Consider the following 20,054-nt stretch of genomic DNA (forward strand, 5'->3'; position numbering starts at 1 on the left):
AAGCGGCGCCGCGGAGCAATGCCTGCGTGCCGGAATCGGAGCACTGTGAGAGAAGCGCAATGGATCGACACGCCAGCCGGTCTCGATGACTGGTTGGCGCAACTGTCAATGAATGCGCCCAGCGTCGGGATCGACACTGAGTTCGTGCGCGAGTCGACTTTTTATCCGCGGCTGGCACTGCTGCAGATCGCCGTGGATGAGGCCATCGCGCTGATCGATCCACTGGCATTCGACGCGCGGGCGCTGCGCGTCTGGCTCGAGGCCGCGCCACGCATCTGCGTGCTGCACAGCGCCAGCGAAGACATCGAAGTGCTGCGCGACCTGTTGCCGCGTGGTCTGCCGCAACTTTTCGACACACAGATTGCTGCGGCTTTCGCCGGCCTGGGCGCTGGTGTCGGCTATCAGCGCCTGGTGTCCGATTTGCTCGCCGTCGAATTGCCGAAGGACGCCACGCGCTCCGACTGGACGCGCCGCCCGCTCAGCCTGCAGCAGCACACCTACGCAGTGCAGGACGTGCTGCATTTGCATGCGTTGCGCGAGATGCTCGAAAACAAATTGCGCGCGCGTGGCTATGTGGATTGGTTCATGGAAGACTGCGTGCGCTTGCTGCGCCGTGCTGATGCGCCCGCTGATGCACAACCGCAACGCAGCTTCCGCGCTGCTGCGCACTGGCCCGAAAGCAGCCTCGCGCGTTTGCGTGCCCTGCTGCTCTGGCGCGATGCCGCCGCGCGCCGCTGGGACGTGCCGCGTACTTGGCTGCTGCGCGACGAACACTGCGCGGATCTCGCCCTCGACCCGCCGGCCGGCCTCGCCACGCTGGAAGCCCGTACCCGCGGCCAGCGCGCGCTGCGCCAACCCGTGCGTGCCGAATTGTGGGAGCACCTGCAACAGCCCATTGAAGCGGCATTTATCGAGGCAACGCAGCGCCCCGATGATTTCCTCAAAGGCAACGCCAAGCGCGCTTTCGACGCCATGCGCGAGTACATCGACCGTGAAGCCGTCCGCCTCGATCTGCCTGCCAGCTTGTTGTGCCCGCGCCGCGGGTTGGAACGCTACATCGCCGCGCACGATTGGCCAGCAGAGCTGCACGGCTGGCGCCAAGGTTTGCTGCAAACGCAATTGGCGCCGCTGTTGCCTTGAATCCGCACGGCGGGTGCCGCTGCAGGACACTGTTCACGCTTGTTCCCGTGATACGGGAGTCCGGCAGCGATACGCAGGTGCAATGGGGCTTGGCGACATCGGCCTGGCCAAGTAAACTGCGCCGCTCACGTGGGGCGGTAGCTCAGCTGGGAGAGCGTCGCGTTCGCAATGCGAAGGTCCGGGGTTCGATCCCCCGCCGCTCCACCATCCGCAAATCCCAACCATTGTCATTGCATGGTTGGTTTTTTTTGGGGTATCCGAATTAGCTGGTTGAAAATGGCCACTTCTCGATACCACTGTTACGTGTTCGGTGGTTGAAAGCCAGTGGGCCGACGCTCGAAAACTCCGGCTTCCGGCTTGTCGCACAGAGTTGGGCTATGCGCGCCGCAGCAGGCAAGTCCGGTGTCGTAGCGGGTTGTAGCCTTCAATTGCAATAATGCTCGGCCTGAATCAAATGAAGCTCGTGTGCAGTGAGCCCATGACGATCTCTTTCGGCCGCCGGCAGGTTCGCGTAAAGGCCAATCTGCGAACAAAAAAGCATACCCCGCAACGCTTCCATGGCCAAGTGAACCTTGCCGCCAAGCGTGTTAGACCCCGGTGGTTCAAAATGAAAACCGTGCGCAATCACGCGCGAACTACCTGGAACAAATCTGCTGCCTGGAAGTCGCTCAGCCCAAGTTTCGCCCGGCGGCAACCTTATAGCTCTCGATGCGATTAGACTGATTATTGAGGGTAACCGAACTGTCGGAGCGGCTAGATTTGGCTTTATCGCAGTTCTGATCTTTGGAGTGGGGAGGATTATTTTACGATGAATATCAGCAGTGAATTGTCTTGTCGGCAAGTTTGTACCCGAATTAAAGCTAATGGCTATCGGAGTTGGCAAGATGGTCTTTCTTCGGTTGCTGGATAGCTCAACAAGCAGCGCTCCCCTGTAATCATATGCTCGCTGACGATGCGGTAGTACGGTCGCTGGCAGTGAAATCAAGATCCACAGACACAAGTGCAAAGCGAATGCCGTGCTCAACGCGATAACACGCAACCCAGAAAAAGAGGTGGCTCGCTGAGATGCTCGGAAATCAATTGCCATTCTGCAGGGCACAGTTAGACGAACACGTGTTCGGTAGTTGAATACCTGCGGGCTGATCCTCGAAGGCTCCGGCTTCCAGCTTGTCGCACAGGGTGGGGATATGCGCGCCGTAGCAAACCAGTCGGGTGTCGTAACGGACCCTTGAGCGAACTGATCGGGCCGTGGTGTACGTCATGTACCCAACGCCAAGGCCGCCCGCGTCATCATCCAGTACCGGCGTCGCGACACGCTCCACCATCGTCCCTTTTTTCAGGGCGTTGGTGTCATAGAGCATCTTGGCCCTGATCACTTCAAGTGAGTATCCGCGGCCCATTCGATTGATGCTTTTCGCCAGTCGGTTGATGGACTCAGTGTAGGCGTTCGTGATGCGGTGGTCGAAATAGTTGAGGATGTGGTTCCGGCGGGTGGCCAGGGCGCTCAGGGCCTCCTTGAAGAACACCGCCATCTCCGGTGGCACTGAGGCGATCCATGCATCCATCGCTTCGGACGCGGACTGGCGATCCGTCTGCTCCCAGATGGCGAAGAAGCGCTCCTTGCAACGCCAAGCCAGCGCCAGGGAAGGGAAGTCACGATGGATGGCGCCGAGGATCTCGCGCCCGCGGTCGTTCAGCCGGGATCCGTGCTTCAACATGACGTGACGTTCATCCTTGAGTTGCAACCGCACCTTGCGGGTCAAGCCTTTCCGGATCGCCTTGCGGGCAGCTTCCATGCCGTTCGTGCCCATGCGCTGGATGTGGAAGCGGTCCGCCACCACGATGGCATCGGGGAAGAACTCCTTGGCGACCGTGGCGTAGTTGTTCCACAGGTCGGTCGAGAACAGCTCGACGTCTTTGCGGTTGGGGAATTGGCGAAAGTACGTCCGCAGGTCCGCCATGACCCTGGAGTCCAGCAAGTCGTAGACCGTATTCTTCTCGACGTTGGTGAGGATGCACCGGTACTTGCCGATGATCTTGACCTCATCGATGCCCAGCCAACGCGGCGTTGCAAACCGATACCGGCGTTCCAGATCGCGCACCATGTCATCGAAGATATGTCGCACGCTGACATCGGAAATCCCCACGTCCCGACCGATCGACGCGAAGGTGTGCTCGAGCGTGCGGGATTGGACGAACCGGATCAATCGACCGGTGGCCCTGCGGTTCTCGTCCATTTCCGGCAGCGGGTCCGGAAACAGAGTCTTGCAGTCACGGCATCGCCACCGGCGACGATGGACCTCCAGCACCGTGGGCTCACCGAAGTGAGGGGCATCCGCATAGCTCTGCCGGCGCAGGCCGTGCCTGTAGAGCCGGGTTGACTGGCACTTCGGGCAGGCCGTTGGGATGAAGGTCGGTTCGACTTCCACACGCCGGACACGTCCTCCTTCGCTCGCGGACGCCAGCGTTGCGGGGTGAATCTGAATGACGCGGAGTCCCGGTAAATCCAGCGCATCAACCATGCGATGCTGCCGTCCGAGGGGTTGCAGGCAACACCCGATTGGGCGCCATCACGATCTTCATGGCGCGTCACGCCGCCTGCTGCACCGCCGCCTGCACGCGGCCATCGAGCATGTGCACGATGCGCTGCGCGCGCGCGGCCAAGGTCGCATCGTGGGTGACCATGCAAATCGTCGCGCCGCCCTGGTGCAGCTCGGCGAACAGCTGCATCACCGTCTCGGCGTTCTGCGAATCCAGATTGCCGGTCGGCTCGTCGGCCAGGATCAGGTCGGGCTGCCCGACCAGCGCGCGCGCGATCGCCACGCGCTGCTGCTGACCGCCGGAGAGCTGGTGCGGGAAATGCTTCAGGCGCTGCGCCAGACCGACGCGCTGCAGCGACTCCTCGGCGCGGCGGTGCCGCTCGGCCTTGTTCACGCCGCCGCGAAACTTCAGCGGCAGGCCGACGTTGTCCAGCACGCTCAGATCGCCGATCAGGTTGAAGCTCTGGAACACGAAGCCGATGTGCTGGTTGCGCACCGTGGCGCGCGCGTCGCCGTTCAAGGTGCCGACATCGCGCCCGGCCAGCCGGTAACTGCCCTGCTCGAAGCCGGTCAGCAGCCCCAGCACCGCCATCAGCGTGGACTTGCCGCAACCCGACGGCCCCGACACCGCGACGAACTCGCCCTTCTCGATGCGCAGGTCCACGCCGCGCAACGCGTACGTGTCCACCTCCTCGGTGCTGAAGCGCTTGCTGATGCCGGTCAGGTCGATCACGGGTGGCGTGGCGTTCATGGCGGACTCCTTCAGTGCAGTTCGAGGGCATGGTCCCCGGCATACGCCGAGGTGTCGGACAGAATCACTTGTTCGCCCGGCGCCAAACCGGACAGCACCTGGATGCGGTCCACCGAGCCGAGGCCGAAGCGCACGTTCTGGCGCATGGCGCGATTCGATCCCGGCGCCAGCACGAACACCGCGGCGGTGCTGTTGGCGTGCACGTTGGCCGGGCGCGGCACGCTCAGCGCATCGGGCAACTGGGCGATGCGGATCGCGGCGTCGACACTCTGATCGACGCGGCCGCCGGGCGGTTGCTTGAGCAAACGCACGTCCACGGTGACCAGACCATCCTTGACCTTGGGATCGACGCGCAGCACGCGGCCGGGGATCTTGTCCTGGCGCGGATCGATCAGCGCCGGCAGGCCGGGCTGCACGCTGGCGGCGTCGTACTGGCTGACCTGCACCTGCGCCATCAGCGCGGCCGGGTTGGTCACCCGCGCCAGGTTCTTGCCCTGCGCCACTTCCTCGCCGGTCTCGGCATCGAGCTGCTCGACCTGCCCGGCCACCGGCGCGCGCACGGTCAAGCCCGCCAGCTCCTGCTGCTTGAGATCGGCCAGCGCCTTGTCCTGGCGCACGCGCTCGCGCTCGGCGGCCATCAGCGAAGCATTGCCCGATTGCAGCCTGGCCAGGCGCTCCTTCTCGAACGCCAGTTGCTGCTGCAGGAGCTTGAACTTCAGCTGCTCGTCGTCGTACGTGAACTTCGGCACGATGCCCTGCGCGGCCAGCGTGGCATCCGCCTTCAGGTGCATCGCCGCGCTTTCCACATTGACCTTCATCGCCTCGATGCTGGAGCGCTGCGCCAGCACCGTACTTTCCTGAGACTGCTGCTTGGCCAGCAGGTCGGCCCGCGCCGCGGCGTAGTCGGCCAGCGCGCTCTGCGCGGCGTTGGCCACCTGCGGGTTGGATAGTTTCAGCAACGGCGCGCCAAGCGCCACGGCCTGCCCCGGCTCGACATACCTGGCCTCGACGATGCCGGACGCCGGCGCCGCCACCCAGCGCGACTCGGCCGGCACCAGCTTGCCCGCGGCCTGCACCTGCACCACGAACGGCCCGCGCGTCACCGTGCCCAGCCACACCTCGGAACGCGCCACCTGCGCCACGCCCGGCGTGGTCAAGCGCCACGCCCACACCGCCAGCACGATCAAGGCAGCGGCCGCGACCAGCGCCCAGGTCAGCCGGCGCCGCCACCACGGCCGCGCCACCGCCGCGCGGCGCACGTCCATGGTCTCGAACAGGTCGGGGCGCAGGTCGCGGTTCATCGGCACGGGCAGTCCCTGCGGCGCCCGCCCCAGGCGGGCCTGCCGCGCACCCTCGCGCGGCGCGGCGGCAACGTCAAGCGGGCGCCCTCACAGCTCATGCAGGCTCGCCGCCGGTTCGGCGCGCGCGGCGCGGCGCGCGGGGAAGTGCGCCACCAGGAACACCGCCAGCAGCAGCACGGCCAAGGCGATCCAGGTGGCCGCGCCGAAGGGTGAAATCTGCGCGCCGGAGAGGAACGCGAACTGCTGCGCCAACCACGGCGCGGCCAGCAGCGACAGTACGATACCGGCCAGAGCCAAGGCCAGCGTGCCGCCCAGAACCTCGCCATACAGTCGGCGCGGGCCGGCGCCCAGCGCGGAGCGGATCGCGGCCAGGCGCTTGCGCATCGCCAGATACAGGCGCAAATGCGAGGCCACGCCCGAGAGCGCGATCGCCCAAGCGAACAGTGCGATAAATGCGAAAATCTCGGCTTGGCGGGTTTGCGGGGCAGCAAGTTGAGCATGAATAGCGCTGTCGCTCTGGATCGACTTAATTTCTAACGACGGAGCGGAGCGGGTAAATGCAGCATCAAGCATTGAGCGTAACGACGCCTGGCGCGATAACGGCACCTCAGGGCGGATAAATAAATTGCCACCGAATAAATGGAAACCTGCACCGCGCTCGCTGCGCAAATTCAACAAAACCAGAGGGCACGGAGCATGGTTCAGGCCATTTAATCGCAAAGGCGAAAAAACACCGAGCACTCGCTGCGGCCTGTCGGTGAACTCCACACCGTCTATCGCCTTTCCAATGGCAACCTGGGCACTGCCAAATAGTTTGCGTGCGACGTGAGAGTCTATCAGCAACGCATCAGGCTGCGCAACAACAGAGTTGAAATTGACGCCTGCGAGCAAATGCACGCCAGCAGCATCGATCCAGCCACGGGTTGCATAATGCTGACATACCGCCGTAGCGCGACTGCCGGCATGTATTGTGTGCATCAAACCTTCTTTGCGGTTGGATGGTAATGGTCCGATACCGACCTTAGCTTTAGGCCATACCCCATTTACTGCCTGTTCTACAGCTATTAACGCCAAGTTATTAGCGTTCTCAGCAGCCGATCCTATTGATAACTTGAAAGGTGCGGCTTCAGGCTTAGCTGTAATTGACACAACGCTCGTTGGAGCGTTGAGCATGCCCAACTCTGCGTGCTGCATTTGCCACGCGTTGACGAGAGCCCACGCTGCAGCGCAGCTCATCACCGCTGCTAACAGCATTTCCATTATCAATATGACCACACCAATGTAGCGATCTGCCAGCGGCGTGCTCGCGTTTTGCAACCTACTGAACCGCGGGCGAAAAACAAACGGCGCTAGAGGAAAAGCCTGTGCTATTACCACAATCAAAACTAGCAATGGCAGTATCCAAATTAGCCGCACAAGTACCGCTTGCGCCGTGAACATTGACCAAAGTGAGTTAACCGGCAATAAATGCTTAGTCAATAAGTACCCCGATGCTGCTAGCAATGTTGTTAACACCAACATCAACAAAGCAATGATTGCAGTAGATTGCAAAAAGCGCCGACGCAAATGCAAGCGTGTCGCACCCAAGATAATCTCCATCTGCAACGCATCACGCCGCCGCATTAACATCAGCCAATTTAATGTGAATACGTTAATCGTTGCCAAAAATAGCGCTGCAATTGCTAGTTCGAGATAGAGGTGAATACGTCGGGCCGCAGCGAGGCGAGCATAAGGAAACACTGAATATGGATGCCAAGCAAGCAAGCCTAGTGCGCCATTAGGAACAACAGAAGCAGGAAGGCGAAGCCATGCTTGTTGCAACTTCGACTGCAATTCAATCCGAGTCCAATTTTTCGGTGCACTGAACATCACCGCCATCCCGCTAAGGGAAAACATCTCGTCTGCGGTTTTACCACGGATAGACGGGAGTGCAAATCCGTGAAAAGCGGGCATTAGAGTAAACGGTACCCACGCCTGAGTATCGTGGTGGATCCATATCCCACCAAATGTATCTGGAAGTACGCCCACTACGCGAAGACCAACACCTGGTGTAGACCCAGAGCCTATAGATTCGAGTGTGTGCCCGATCGCTTTGGCTGCGCCGCCAAACAAGTGTCGCGCCATTTTATCGCTTATAACGATGACGCGCGAACCATCGCGCACGTCGGCAGTAGTCAAAAGGTGTCCTGCTTGCGGCTGAAGATGCAGCATCTGCATGTAATTACCAGCAATATACTGGATGCTAATCTTAGTCGTAGTTGCCCTAGATTTATGGATTTTAAAGTCTAGGCTATCCCCTAATGCACCGCCAATACCTATACTTCCAGGTAACACGCGGGACAGCTGATCGATAAGTGTTGTTCCGAGTCTAAAGTCAGGTCCAGTTCTGCGTTCAATGCCAAGTGAGCCGTAACGATAACCGGGACCTGCGCCTGAGACGTGCGGATTGTTCATCACCCCCAAACTGGAAAGCGCCAATGAGGTACTCGCCGCAGCTACCGCTAGCAGCGCGTATGCAACAATTTGAACCCAAGGGTAGCGCTGCATAGCAGTCATACTCTTCTTTTCCGATAGGCGATAACTGATAAAAATTCAAAATTGTGTTAAAAAAACATTCCGTGTCATTCACGCGAAATATATTCCGGCGATAATTTCGTTCCCTTGGAGATTTCTTGCGTGTCGACGGACGCTATAAATTTTTCTAGCGATATTCTACTTGCTATTGAGTCGTAGTCAAAAGTCTTACTACTTGCAAATAACATCGCCACAAAAGCCGCCAACATTGGTAGCTCCGGAAGTGCCAGTTCACAGGGCAAGAACTGGCCCGATTGATTCCCTTCAAGGAAATGCAAGGTGCCGATTGAGTCTTCAATGAAATCGAAAGCGCAATAGACAATGCCCATTGCGTTCATGTATGTCCTTATCTTTTTGCGCAAAGAACTAGACACTAAATATACGGACAACTTGACTCCTCTAGACCCGAAAAATTGCCGCCACATACCGGGCGTCGAACGAATAAGCGGGTGTACTGCCTCAATTCTGACTCCAAAATAATGATTACCAATCACCGTTATACGGATATCTGCGCAGGCATCAATTTTTTTTTGATATATTGCAGGACACAACGATGCGATTTCTGCGTTAAACGTTTTAAGATCAAGTATACCTGGCGATGCGGCGACGGATGCAGCGACAAAGGATTTTTGTGTTATCCATAAATGAGGCGTAAATGGTTTAAAAATAATTTCTTTATGCTTTCTGGCAAAAGATATAATATCCTTGTAATCGGTAGATATTAATGTTGGCAAAACTTGCATTTGCGCCTTATTTGCAATATGGAGTTGATAAGCCTTGTTCTCTGATACAAATGCATTATCTAGAGGGTTAACCCAGAATGCTGATTTATTGAGTAGGTCACGAACTACGCATTGATGGTAGGCTACCCACTCTCTTTTAACAAAATCAATATCACTTTGCTCGACATTGAGTGGGACTATTGGATAACTTGGACGATACCACCAAACTGCATTCGGCGAAATCGTGCGTCTAACTTCGTTTGCTCTTATCCATATTGAAAAGGAATTTAGATCGCCATTCGACACTGTTTCTTGTAACAAAACATCCACCCCGCATTGACGCAAGCCCCACGCCACTGCAGCCGAAGCCATTTCCAGTTGTCCAAATATTAGGACTGTACGCATTGGAGCCATCTTTATTTTCTAACCTCGGCATTTGGGCGGAATGCAGCTTATCGGTCAACTTTTTCATCTCGCTGAATCTTATGATCGAACCATGCTTATCCCGTTTGCTGCCAAACGCTTGCCGCGACCAGCACATGTTGCTGTTCCCTGTGCTCAGTGAACACTGTCAGTTGTTGCCCTGACAATTAATCGGATAAGCGTGGATCGACCCCTGACGGGTGAGAAGTAATCCGGCTGTTCCAAGCGAATTCTCTCGCTTCAAATAGCAGCAGTCAGATGATGTTTTCATATTGTTCAATAAACGCTTTAACCAAGGTAAGTATTCCCCGACAGAGTCGGGGAATACTTACCTATTTTCACGTTGGATGTGTTCGGAAATTCCTAGCAATCGCCGGACCCATCCGGCCCGAAAGTCCATTGACCACCCGAGTACTTGATGGATAATTGCGTGTGAGAATCACAGCCTCCAGCTATTTGCTCAACTTGCTCTTCAGTAAGTACCACGCCTTGAGATCGTGTCAACGGACGCAGCCGCTTGTCGTCGATGAACTCTTTCGATATCTTATTGCTATTCATATTCATAATCCTCTAGAATTAAACCCAGATTTTGGCCCCTGGGATCTAGGCCTCACTCACCTAGCCTGATTCGGCTTAAGGCGACTGATTTGTGCTCACCTTCGTCGCTTCAACGCTATAATGCGTTCAGCGCTTTCCAAAGTCTCCGGCCGATGCGCCAACACCAACCGGGTGAGCTGCATGCGTTTGACGAGGGCATTGACCTCGCGCTCCTTGGCTACATCGAGGTGGCTGGTCGCCTCGTCCAGCACCAGAAAGCGCGGCTTGCGGTACAGCGCCCGCGCCAGCAACACGCGCTGCTTCTGCCCACCGGACAGGCTCGATCCCATATCGCCCACCAGGGTCTGGTAGCCCATGGGCATCGCCACGATCTCGTCGTGGATCTGTGCCTGCCGCGCCACGGCCTCGACTTTCAGCGGCGTGGCCTCGGGATCGAACAGGCTGATGTTGTCGGCGAGGGAACCGGCGAACAGTGTGTCGTCCTGCATCACCGCCGCCACCAAGCTGCGATAGCGCGCCAAGCCCAGCGTGCGGAGGTCGATGCCGCCGTACAGGATCGTGCCCTCGGTCGGCTCCAGCAGGCCCAGCACCAGCTTGGCCAAGGTCGTCTTGCCGGTGCCCGAGGGCGCGGCGATGGCCACGCTCTCGCCGGGCGCGATGCTGAAGTTCAGGTCCTTGATCACCCACGGTTCGCCCTCGGCGTAGCGGAAGCTCAGGTTCTTCACTTCGAGCCGGGCCTCGGGCTCCGGGCCGGTGTACGTGCCGTGCAGTTGGGCTTCGGGTTGCGTCAGGGCGATATCGGCCACGCGCTCGGCGTGCAGACCCAGCATCCTGAACTCGTTCCAGTGGTCGATCAGGTTGCCCGCGCGCTGCGTGAACTGGTCGGCATAGGCGACGAAGGCCACCAGCATGCCGACGCTGAATTCGCCTCTGAGCACCAGCAGTGCCGCCAGGCCGATCACCAATACCCGTTCGGCGCCGAAGACCAAGCCGTTGCCCGCCTGAAAGGCGATGTTCCAGCGCTGGATGGCGATCGCGCGCTGCGTGGTGTCCACCAGCGTGTTGGCGTAGCGCGCGCGGCGCTGATCCTGCTGGTTGGCCAGCTTCAGCGGCTGCATGCCGCGGATCGATTCCAGCAGATCGCTCTGCTGGCGCGCGGCATAGACCAGATGGTCTTCGGTGGCGCGGCGCAGCGGGCGGAAGATGCCCCAGCGCAGCAGCGCGTACAGCACGAACGCCCCCAGCACCAAGGCGGTCAGCCAGACGCTGTAGAACGCCATCACCACCAGGGTGATGATCGACATCAGTCCGTCCAGCGCCGCGCCGACGAACTGCGTGGTCAGGGTTTGCTGGATGGTCTGCACCGAGCCGAAGCGCGAAACCACATCGCCGATGTGGCGCTTCTCGAAGAATGCCAGCGGCAGGTGCAGCAGGTGCCCGAACAGGTTGCCCACCCACTGCACGCTGAGCGTGGCGCTGATCCAGACGATCGACCACGCGCGCATCGCGGTCACGGCCACCTGGAACACGGTCAGCAGCAGAAAGCCCAGCACCAGCACGCCCAGCAGGCTGGCATCGTGCGTCACCAGCACCTGATCGATCACCCATTGCAGGTAGAACGGGCCCACCAGCACCAGGCCTTCCAGCGCCAGGGCCAGCAGCAGCACCTGGGTCAGGCCGCGCTTGAGGCCGTGGACGTCGCCCATCAGGCCCTGGATGGAGATCGACTGGCGCGCCTTCTGCGCCTTGAATTGGGCTGCCGGCCACAGCTCCAAGGCCACGCCGGTGAAGTGTTTGGAGGCTTCCTCGATGCGCATGCGGCGCACGCCCTGCGCCGGGTCGTGGATCACCAGCATCTTGGCTGTCGCCTGCTTCAGCACCACGAAGTGATTCAAGTCCCAGTGCAGGATGCACGGGGTGCGCAGGTGCCGCAGGTGTTCCATCTCCACGCGCAACGGGCGCGCGGCCAGATCCAGGCGCCCGGCCACGGCGATCAACTGGGTCAGCGTCATGCCCTTCAATGACAGCGACTCGCGCTGGCGCAGGCTGGGCACATCGATGTCGTGGCCGTGGAAACAGCCGACCATGGCGGCGGAGGCCAGCCCGCACTCGGCCGCTTCGGTTTGCAGCAGCATCGGCAGCCGTCGGCGACGGCCGAAACCGTGCCCGGGCAGGGCCGAGTCGGCGGCGGTCGCGCTCATGGCGTCGCCGCGCCCGCGGGGTGCGGCGATATGTGCGGCGCCTTGGGGTGCGCGGCGGACGGGTCATCGCCCTGCACCAGCCACGCCAACAGGCGCCGGCGCGGCAGCGCGATCTGCGCGCGCAGCACGATGCCCGGCGTCAGCGTGGCGCCGAGCGTGCTGCTCGCCGCAGGGCGCAGCAGGCGCACCACCACGCGATAAAACGTGGCGCCGCGTCCAGCAGCCAGCGCGGATGCCTCGGCGCCGCCGACCGGTACCGGATCGATGCGCGCCACGGTGCCCAGTTGACGCAGATCCGTGTCCGGATAGACGTCATAGTGCAGTCGCACGCGCAGACCGGGCCGCACGGCGGCGATGGTGCCGGCCGGGACGAGCAACTGGGCGTCGAGTGCTGGGCTCGCGGGCGACGCCGCAACGACCAGCACACCGTGCGCATGAATGCGCGGCGTGTAATGGGCGAACCAGAGGAAAGAGAACAAGGCCGCGACCAGTACCGCCGCCGTGGCGGCCACCAGCCAGTGCGCCAGCGGTGTGTTGATCAGGATGCGACCCAGCAGCGCCTGACGCTGCGCCTCCAGCGCCTCGGGCCGAAACAGACGAAACCCCGCTGCCGAACCTGCCGCACTCATCCGAGAGTCCCTGCGCAAGTGGTCGTGCGGAGCGATTTACTCCCCCCCTCGGCCACATAAATACTACCCGAAGCCATACGATTGCGTGAGATTGATGAACGGGCGATGGTTGGTGTGCCTGCCGGTACCGCAGCATGGCCGCCCATTGCTCACCACGTCACGAAGTCAACCACATTCTTCGAGATTCGGGCGCGATGCTGCAGAGCGGTGCTCAACCAGATCTTTTGGATACCCTTTTTTTTGACCCTTGCACCAAGCGGCCCTGTGCACCCTTGCGCATGCGGCAAAGAACTGCCCAAACGAACGAGCCCGCTTGCGCGGGCCCGGATTGTGTTGCCGTGCGTGAAAACACGCTCAGCGATCGGCTGCGTCGACCGGCTGATAGCGACGATGTTCTTGCGGCGAAAGCAGATATGGCAGCACGCCGTCATCCTGCGGCAAGGCACTGGTATCCATGCTGGCAGCCAGCGGGTCGGCCATCGCCATGGTGTCGCGACGTGCTCCCGTCATGCGATAAGTGGTGGAACCATCGATGTGGGACTCCGCCCGTGCGCTGAGCCAGGCTGGCGCGGGCGCTGCCGCAAGTTGGGCATCCGTGGCGATCGTGCCGAGTTCGGACTGCGGCGGCATCAGCACGAGGGCCGCCACGGCGACCGCAGCGGCGATGGCACCACGCGCAGACCAGCGCAACCACGGGGCTCCCGACGACGCGGGCAGCGGTTGTGCCGCGATGTGCGCAGCGACGCGCGTTGCAAAACCCGCGCTGGCCAGCAACGGCAGGCTGCGCTGCATGCTGGCCTGGGCGAGGTGGTAACCGTCCCAACGTCGCATGGCGGTGCCATCGCGATCAAGGCGGCGCAACAGGAACCGCGCGGGCTCGCGGCCGAGTTCACCATCCATGAAGGCAGACAACTCCTCGTGGCTAGGATCATGGCTCATGACGGCACCTGACATCGAATTATGGCTGGACATTGTTGAATCGGGTCGTGAAAGTGGTGATGCATGTGCAAATCCGGTTGCGAATCACCGCGGCGGGCCGGCAAGCCGCTGCAATCGATCAACGATCGTCGAGCAGCGGTCGCAGGTTTTGCTCGATCGCCTCGCGCGCACGGAAAATGCGCGAACGCACGGTGCCGATCGGGCAGTTCATCACCTCGGCGATTTCCTCGTAACTCATGCCCTCGACTTCACGCAGAGTAATGGCCATGCGCAAATCCTCAGGCAACGCTTGGACCGTGGAAAACACCGTTTGTTCAATTTCTTGCCGCAGCAACTCATGTTCCGGCGTGGCGCAATCACGCAGCGCTTCGGCGCTGTGCACATGTTGCGCATCCTCGATCGCGATATCGTCGGTGGGTGGACGCCGACCCTGCGACACCAGGTGGTTCTTGGCGGTGTTCACCGCGATTTTGTAAAGCCAGGTATAGAACTGGCTTTCGCCGCGGAATGAGCCAATGGCGCGATACGCGCGGATAAACGCTTCCTGCGCGATGTCCTCGCACTCGGTCCAGTCGTTGATGTAGCGGGAAACCAGCGCCACGATCTTGTGCTGATACTTGCGCACCAGCAAATCGTAGGCACGGGTATCGCCTTGCTGGACACGCTCCACCAGCATGCGATCCGTTTCGTTTTCGCCCATCCGGGCCCGCTCCCCGCTGAAGATGTTCCGCGCTGATCCGGCCTGCGCTGTCTTTGAACCGTGCGACGGGATGTCGCGTACCGTAGGGTACAGGAAACCCCGTGCGCATCGAACCGGCCGCAAGTCATGTAGCGACCCTGATGCACCATCGATGCTCCATCTTGCACGACGGCCAATCGACCGCTGGCGCTGCGTCCATGCCAGAATTCGCCAGTGACCGATCCGGAGATCCTTGGTGAGCCGACACCCCGGCGGTGAGATGCAGGAAGGCGAACTCCTGGCGGCAGTGGACCTCGGTTCCAACAGCTTCCACATGGTCGTCGCGCGCTACGAGCACGGTGTGCCGCGCCTGATCGACCGTCTGCGCGAGACCACACGCATGGCCGCCGGGCTGGATGCCAACGGCAGCCTGGATGCGGAACACCGGCAGCGCGCCCTGGATTGCCTGGCCCGTTTCGGCCAGCGTCTGGCCGGGGTGGCCCCCCAGCATGTACGCGCGGTCGGCACCAACGCACTGCGCCAGTTGCTGCATCCACAGGAATTTCTGCGCCCGGCCGAGCGCGCACTTGGGCAGCCCATCGAGATCGTCTCCGGCCGCGAGGAGGCGCGTCTGATCTTTCTCGGTGTCGCACACGGCCTGCCGGCTTCGCGCCAGCGCCGGCTGGTGGTGGACATCGGCGGCGGCAGCAGCGAGTTCATCATCGGCCATCAGCTCGAACCGTTGCACGCGGAAAGCATCCAGGTGGGCTGTGTTGCCTCGAGCCTGCGCTTTTTCCCGGGCGGCAAGATCACGCGCAAGCGCTGGCAGCACGCGCACGAGGAAATCGGCGTGTTGCTGCAGCAATTCGCGATGGACTATCGCGAAACCGGTTGGCAGGAATGTTTTGGATCGTCCGGCACGATCAAGGTCATCGAAGCCGTGGTCTCGGGGCTGGGCCTGAGCGAACACGGCATCACCCTGCCCGCGCTGGTGGGACTGCGCGAAGTGATGCTGCAGGCCGGACACATCGATCGCCTGCGCCTGCCCGGGCTATCCGAGGAGCGCATGCCGATCTTCCCGGGCGGCGCGGTGATTCTTGAAACTGCCTTCGAGAACCTCGGCCTGGAACGCATGCTGGCGGTGGAAACCGCAATGCGCGACGGCATCGTATGGGACTTGATGGGCCGCGCCGCCGGCAGTGATCCGCGCCGAGCCAGCATTCAGGCACTGGCGCGCCGCTATGGCGTGGACGAAGCCCAGTCCGCGCGCGTGGACTCCACCGCGCAGGCGCTGCTGCAAGCCATCGATGGGCAGTGGGACTTGGGTGAGGACGCCGCCGAATGGCTGGACTGGGCCGCACGCGTGCACGAAATCGGACTCGCCATCGCGCACAGCCAGCACCATCGCCACGCAGGCTACATTCTGCGCCACGCCGACTTGCCGGGTTTCTCGCGCGACGAACAGCAATTGCTGGCCTGCATTGTCGAATCGCACCGGCGCAAGCCCGACAAGGCCGCATTCAACGCATTACCGCCGCGGCTGCGCGTGTTCGCGCGGCGCATCACCAGCCTGCTGCGTCTGGCGGTACTGATGCGCCGCGCGCGGCGTTCCGAAGCACTGCCGCCACTGCGTCTGCAAGCGCAGGGCGAACGCCTGCATCTGGCGCTGCCCATGGCATGGCTGGAGGCGCATCCGCTGACGATCACCGATCTCGATCTGGAACGCGCGCTACTGGCTGAACTCGGTCTCAAGCTGGAACTCGAACGCATTTGATCCGGCTGGCGCGCCAGCGGCCTATCATCCGCACACACTTCTCGAACCAGAATCGCCATGTCACATCGACTGTCCCGCCCGCTGGATCTTGCCCTGCTCGCCCTGTGCCTGCTCGCCCTGCCCTGTCTGTCCCTGGCGCAGCCTGTGGCGCGCCCTGCGGCGCCGCTGGCGAAAGCCGTTTCGGCAACCGCTCCCGCCAACGCGACCTCGGTTATCGCGCCGCCACCGCGGGTGCTGGTCAAAACCAGCTCCGGCTCCTTTGTCATCGAGCTTTATCCGGACAAGGCACCGAAAACGGTCGCCAATTTCCTCACCTACGTCCACGACGGATTTTATGCCGGTACGGTATTTCAGCGCGTCATCAAGGGCTTTCTGATCCAGGGCGGACTGTTTGACCGCCAATTGCAGCCCAAGCCGACGCGCCCGCCGATCCCGATCGAGGCTGACAACGGGCTCTCCAATCTGCGTGGCACCGTGGCCGCGGCGCGCGCCGCCGATCCGAACTCGGAGACCTCGCAGTTCTTCATCAATCTGGTGGACAACCCGCGCCTGGATTTCATCAGCGACCAGAGCGGTGCCACCTGGGGTTATACCGTGTTCGGCAAGGTGATCGAGGGCATGAATGTGGTCGACGCGATCGGCAATCTGCCCACCGGACCGCAAGGGCCGTTCACCGCGGATGTGCCGCGGCCGCTGCCCGTCATTGAAAGCATGACCGAACTGCCCGCCGACGCGGCGCTGCCAATGGCCAGGCCCGCGCGAGCCAAACCGGGCGCGATGCATCCGGCAGGTTGAGCATCTTGGCCTGCCTGTTCGTCTCGGATCTGCATCTGGACCCGGCGCGGCCGCAGATCACGCGCTTGTTCGAGCATTTTCTTGCCGGCGAGGCACGCACCGCCGAGGCCGTGTACATCCTCGGTGATCTGTTCGAGGCATGGATCGGCGATGACGACGACAGCGAGTTGCCCGCGCGCATCGCGCACGCGTTGCGCGGCCTCGCCGATACGGATGTGCCGATTTTCTTCATCGCCGGCAATCGCGATTTCCTGCTTGGCCGGGACTACGCATCGCGCAGCGGCATGTGCCTGTTGCCTGACGCCAGCGTGCATGCCATCGCTGGCGTGCCGACGTTGCTGATGCATGGCGACGCACTGTGCACGGATGACCATGCCTACCTCGCGTTCCGTGACCAGGTGCGTGCACCCGAGTGGCAGCGGCAATTTCTTGCGCAAACGATGGATACGCGCCGCGCCTTCGCCGAGCAGGCCCGCGCCGGCAGTCGCGCGCATACGCATGACACGCCCGAGGCGCTGATGGATGTCAATGCCGAGGCAGTCGCCAGAGCCATGCGCACAGCCGGCGTGCGGCGCCTGATCCATGGACACACGCATCGCCCGGCCGTGCACCGTTTCATGCTCGACGCGCAGCCCGCCGAACGTATCGTGCTGGGCGACTGGTACGCGCAAGGCTCGCGCCTGAGCATATCCGTGGGGGGGCTGCGGCTGGACAGCCTCGACCCGGCGCTGGCCACCGACCACGCCTGAAATTCGGCCGCTTAATAAAATGCACGCGCGCTGGTTTTTCTCGCTGTGCTGTTGACGTACATACGCCTTGCAGGAATAATCCGTGGTTCCCGCCGGTTGTGCCATTGCCTTCCCGCGGGCTGCGCGCCCGTAGCTCAGCTGGATAGAGCACCAGGCTACGAACTTGGTGGTCGGGAGTTCGAATCTCTCCGGGCGCGCCACTTGATACACAAGAAAAGGCCAGCCCAGGTGCTGGCCTTTTCTTTTCCGGCAGATTCGAGTCACGCGCGGATGCTCCTGCCGACACGCGTGGCATGGCAGAATCGTCGACGCACGTGGAACAACACACAGCGGCCCCGTAGCTCAGCTGGATAGAGCGTTCCCCTCCTAAGGGAAAGGTCGCCCGTTCGAATCGGGCCGGGGCCGCCACTTTCAAGAACTTACGAACGAACTCGGATGGCTCATGGGCTTTTTTTGGTCACGATTGGACACAAGGTGGACACGACCGCCCTAAGTTAACCATCCACTCGCCACCCGTGAGCCGTCCTCGCTGGACACGTGGCGGACACGGCGATACGGGGCGGTCTGATCGGTACCAGAAAATACAGACAATAAACAACCCTTGCGATTATACATTAATTGATGTATTATCCCACTGGCTTGCTATGCGTGTGCAGGTGGCATATACTCCGCCCATGCACCACGCCGCATCCTCTGCAGCAACACCCACACCGCGCGAGCGCGTCGCCGCCGCGCTGATGGCGCTGTGCGTGATCGCACTGGGCGCGATCGGCGCACACGCGTGTGGCATGCACGCGCCGCCCGCCTTGCTTTTGCTGGCCCCTTTCGCACTCGTGCTGGCGCCCGCAGGCACCGTTTCCGGCATCGTCGGATCGATCCGACGTGGCGGCCTGCTTGCGACGGCACTGTTGGCGGCGATCCGTACGGCCGCCGCGGCCTGCTCTGAGCTAATTGCAGGGGCGACGCTGCTGGCGCTGGGCGCACTCACCGCATTGGCTCTGGCTGGACTCGCCCAGGCCACGCAGGCTGTCCTGGTGTCACTCAGCCGCGCGGCGTTGTCCGCGCGTGACGTCTGCGCGCGCCTGCGCGCACAACTTGGCATTGTCGCCGCCACCTTGTCGGCCCGCACCCTGCCGGCTCCTCGCTTCGCCGCGCACACCGCGGCGTAACCCGATGTAACTCAATCATCCGGGCCGCCGCGCGCTGCGTGGCGGCCTTTTGGCGCCTGATCAATCAATCTGATTGATACGTATTCGCGGTGCGCGGTGGCCCTCAGCACGAGGACCACAACATGGAAACTCAAACTGTATCCGCCGCCGCCGCGGCGATCCTCTCGCAGCATGGCGCCGTGGGCTACGTCCCACGCCAGGCGCTCGCCATCGTCACCGGCTGTCCTGATGCCGGCAACCACTCCCCGGCCCACACGGGCCGCGACGTCGCGACGCTGCGCTGCCTCGGCATCCAGCCGATCAAGATCGCCGGCCGCTGGGTCGTACCCGCCCACGCCATCGCGCGTTACGCGGTTGGGTTTAGCCGTCCAGACGTCCATACGGAAACGGCTGCTCCGGCACGCCGTGACCCAGGTCGTCCGCGCAAATCGGCCAGCGCACGCGTTGGAGGTGGCGCATGAACGCCGTCACCAAGCCGCGCGTGCCGCGCCCGCGGAAATCGCGTGCGAAAAATTGCCCGCTCGGACCGGCGCCGGTAATCGCCGGCGACATCATGCTGGCCGCGGCGCGGCTGCTCGCCGCATCGGTCGAGGGGCGCCGGGTGCGACCCGAGTCGCGCGGGTCGCACATCGCCGAAATGGCCACCGTGATCTGGCTGACGACGTGCGACACAGAGCACCGGGCGGCACGCGCCGCGCGTGGGCATCGCGAACCCGATCCACGCGATCCGACTGATCTTGCGCGGGTCGCCGCGAATTTGTTGCGGACCACGCGCCGCCGAATGGTGCGGCAAGCGCGTGCGCTGCGGCTGGTCTATTGCGGCGCGGGCGGCACGGGTTCGGGGCCGGCGCCGGCCGTGGCGGACGACTGGGGCTGGTACGCCCGGCGCGCAGCTCGGCACTGCCCGATCGAGCGCGTTGCGCTGGGCGGAGGCAGGCCATGAGCGGCGTCGGCCAGCAGCTCGATTTGTTCGCAGGGTCGGGCGAGGCACGGTTGATCGAGCTGCGCGCGGTGCTCGGTTGCTCGCGCGGATACACGCGCAGGACCGGGCCGCATACCGAACGCGCGGCCAGGGCGGGCGCGATCGATCTCTGATCGACAAAAAAGGTG

18 protein-coding genes and 3 tRNA genes are annotated in these 20,054 nt (G+C 62.0%); 10 read left to right on the forward strand and 11 right to left on the reverse strand.

What is annotated here, in order from left to right; all coding sequences use genetic code 11:
• Positions 1–18 precede the first annotated feature (18 nt).
• Positions 19–1,140, forward strand: a complete 1,122-nt coding sequence (locus Mschef_RS09745; RefSeq protein WP_081127968.1) for a ribonuclease D — start codon at positions 19–21, stop codon at positions 1,138–1,140.
• A 131-nt stretch (positions 1,141–1,271) separates the two neighbouring features.
• Positions 1,272–1,347, forward strand: a tRNA-Ala gene (locus Mschef_RS09750).
• 869 nt (positions 1,348–2,216) lie between these two features.
• Here Mschef_RS09750 and Mschef_RS09755 read toward each other — a convergent pair.
• The 10 genes from Mschef_RS09755 to rpoE form a co-directional block, all read right to left on the reverse strand.
• Positions 2,217–3,662 (reverse strand): ISL3 family transposase, encoded by a 1,446-nt coding sequence (locus tag Mschef_RS09755; RefSeq protein WP_081127970.1) that lies wholly within the window; start codon positions 3,660–3,662, stop codon positions 2,217–2,219.
• A 67-nt stretch (positions 3,663–3,729) separates the two neighbouring features.
• Complete coding sequence (locus Mschef_RS09760; RefSeq protein WP_081127972.1) at positions 3,730–4,431, reverse strand: ABC transporter ATP-binding protein; 702 nt, start codon at positions 4,429–4,431, stop codon at positions 3,730–3,732.
• A gap of 11 nt (positions 4,432–4,442) precedes the next feature.
• Positions 4,443–5,732 carry an efflux RND transporter periplasmic adaptor subunit gene (locus tag Mschef_RS09765; protein ID WP_081127974.1) on the reverse strand — a complete coding sequence of 430 codons (1,290 nt, stop codon included), beginning with the start codon at positions 5,730–5,732 and terminating at the stop codon, positions 4,443–4,445.
• Between the two features lie 87 nt (positions 5,733–5,819).
• Positions 5,820–8,288 (reverse strand): ABC transporter permease, encoded by a 2,469-nt coding sequence (locus Mschef_RS09770; RefSeq protein WP_081127976.1) that lies wholly within the window; start codon positions 8,286–8,288, stop codon positions 5,820–5,822.
• 65 nt (positions 8,289–8,353) lie between these two features.
• A complete protein-coding gene (locus Mschef_RS17260; RefSeq protein ID WP_136256493.1) occupies positions 8,354–9,442 on the reverse strand; it encodes an MvdC/MvdD family ATP grasp protein in 1,089 nt (362 codons plus the stop codon).
• 372 nt (positions 9,443–9,814) lie between these two features.
• Positions 9,815–10,009 (reverse strand): hypothetical protein, encoded by a 195-nt coding sequence (locus tag Mschef_RS17265; protein WP_136256494.1) that lies wholly within the window; start codon positions 10,007–10,009, stop codon positions 9,815–9,817.
• Between the two features lie 95 nt (positions 10,010–10,104).
• Entirely contained in the window at positions 10,105–12,210 is a 2,106-nt protein-coding gene (locus tag Mschef_RS09775) for a peptidase domain-containing ABC transporter (protein ID WP_081127978.1), read from the reverse strand.
• Complete coding sequence (locus Mschef_RS09780) at positions 12,207–12,839, reverse strand: HlyD family secretion protein (protein ID WP_081127980.1); 633 nt, start codon at positions 12,837–12,839, stop codon at positions 12,207–12,209. The genes Mschef_RS09775 and Mschef_RS09780 overlap by 4 nt, the downstream gene beginning before the upstream one ends.
• Positions 12,840–13,193: 354 nt before the next feature.
• The gene (locus Mschef_RS09785; protein ID WP_168708943.1) at positions 13,194–13,778 is read right to left on the reverse strand and encodes a sigma-E factor negative regulatory protein; all 585 of its coding nucleotides are present in this window, start codon (positions 13,776–13,778) and stop codon (positions 13,194–13,196) included.
• 118 nt (positions 13,779–13,896) lie between these two features.
• Positions 13,897–14,478, reverse strand: a complete 582-nt coding sequence (gene rpoE / locus Mschef_RS09790) for an RNA polymerase sigma factor RpoE (RefSeq protein ID WP_081127986.1) — start codon at positions 14,476–14,478, stop codon at positions 13,897–13,899.
• A gap of 259 nt (positions 14,479–14,737) precedes the next feature.
• Between rpoE and Mschef_RS09795 the strand changes: the two genes are divergently transcribed.
• The 6 genes from Mschef_RS09795 (at position 14,738) to Mschef_RS09820 (ending at position 18,944) form a co-directional block, all read left to right on the forward strand.
• Positions 14,738–16,231: a Ppx/GppA phosphatase family protein gene (locus tag Mschef_RS09795; protein ID WP_081127988.1), complete on the forward strand. Its 1,494-nt coding sequence runs from the start codon at positions 14,738–14,740 to the stop codon at positions 16,229–16,231.
• A 57-nt stretch (positions 16,232–16,288) separates the two neighbouring features.
• The gene (locus tag Mschef_RS09800) at positions 16,289–17,026 is read left to right on the forward strand and encodes a peptidylprolyl isomerase (RefSeq protein WP_081127991.1); all 738 of its coding nucleotides are present in this window, start codon (positions 16,289–16,291) and stop codon (positions 17,024–17,026) included.
• Between the two features lie 5 nt (positions 17,027–17,031).
• Positions 17,032–17,775, forward strand: coding sequence for a UDP-2,3-diacylglucosamine diphosphatase (locus Mschef_RS09805; RefSeq protein WP_081129948.1), 744 nt, complete (start codon positions 17,032–17,034; stop codon positions 17,773–17,775).
• Between the two features lie 123 nt (positions 17,776–17,898).
• A tRNA-Arg gene (locus tag Mschef_RS09810) sits at positions 17,899–17,975 on the forward strand.
• A 131-nt stretch (positions 17,976–18,106) separates the two neighbouring features.
• A tRNA-Arg gene (locus tag Mschef_RS09815) sits at positions 18,107–18,183 on the forward strand.
• 266 nt (positions 18,184–18,449) lie between these two features.
• Positions 18,450–18,944 carry a hypothetical protein gene (locus tag Mschef_RS09820; protein WP_081127993.1) on the forward strand — a complete coding sequence of 165 codons (495 nt, stop codon included), beginning with the start codon at positions 18,450–18,452 and terminating at the stop codon, positions 18,942–18,944.
• Positions 18,945–18,955: 11 nt separating this feature from the next.
• On the opposite strand, the gene Mschef_RS09825 is transcribed toward Mschef_RS09820, so the two are convergent.
• A complete protein-coding gene (locus Mschef_RS09825) occupies positions 18,956–19,324 on the reverse strand; it encodes a hypothetical protein (protein ID WP_081127996.1) in 369 nt (122 codons plus the stop codon).
• A gap of 77 nt (positions 19,325–19,401) precedes the next feature.
• On the opposite strand from Mschef_RS09825, the gene Mschef_RS09835 reads away from it, so the two are divergent.
• Together Mschef_RS09835 and Mschef_RS17705 are read left to right on the forward strand one after the other, a co-directional pair.
• Positions 19,402–19,887 carry a hypothetical protein gene (locus Mschef_RS09835; protein ID WP_136256495.1) on the forward strand — a complete coding sequence of 162 codons (486 nt, stop codon included), beginning with the start codon at positions 19,402–19,404 and terminating at the stop codon, positions 19,885–19,887.
• Positions 19,884–20,039, forward strand: coding sequence for a hypothetical protein (locus tag Mschef_RS17705; protein WP_168708944.1), 156 nt, complete (start codon positions 19,884–19,886; stop codon positions 20,037–20,039). Before Mschef_RS09835 ends, Mschef_RS17705 begins: the two co-directional genes overlap by 4 nt.
• Positions 20,040–20,054 lie beyond the last annotated feature (15 nt).

The organism is Metallibacterium scheffleri (genome assembly GCF_002077135.1).
Lineage (GTDB): Bacteria > Pseudomonadota > Gammaproteobacteria > Xanthomonadales > Rhodanobacteraceae > Metallibacterium > Metallibacterium scheffleri.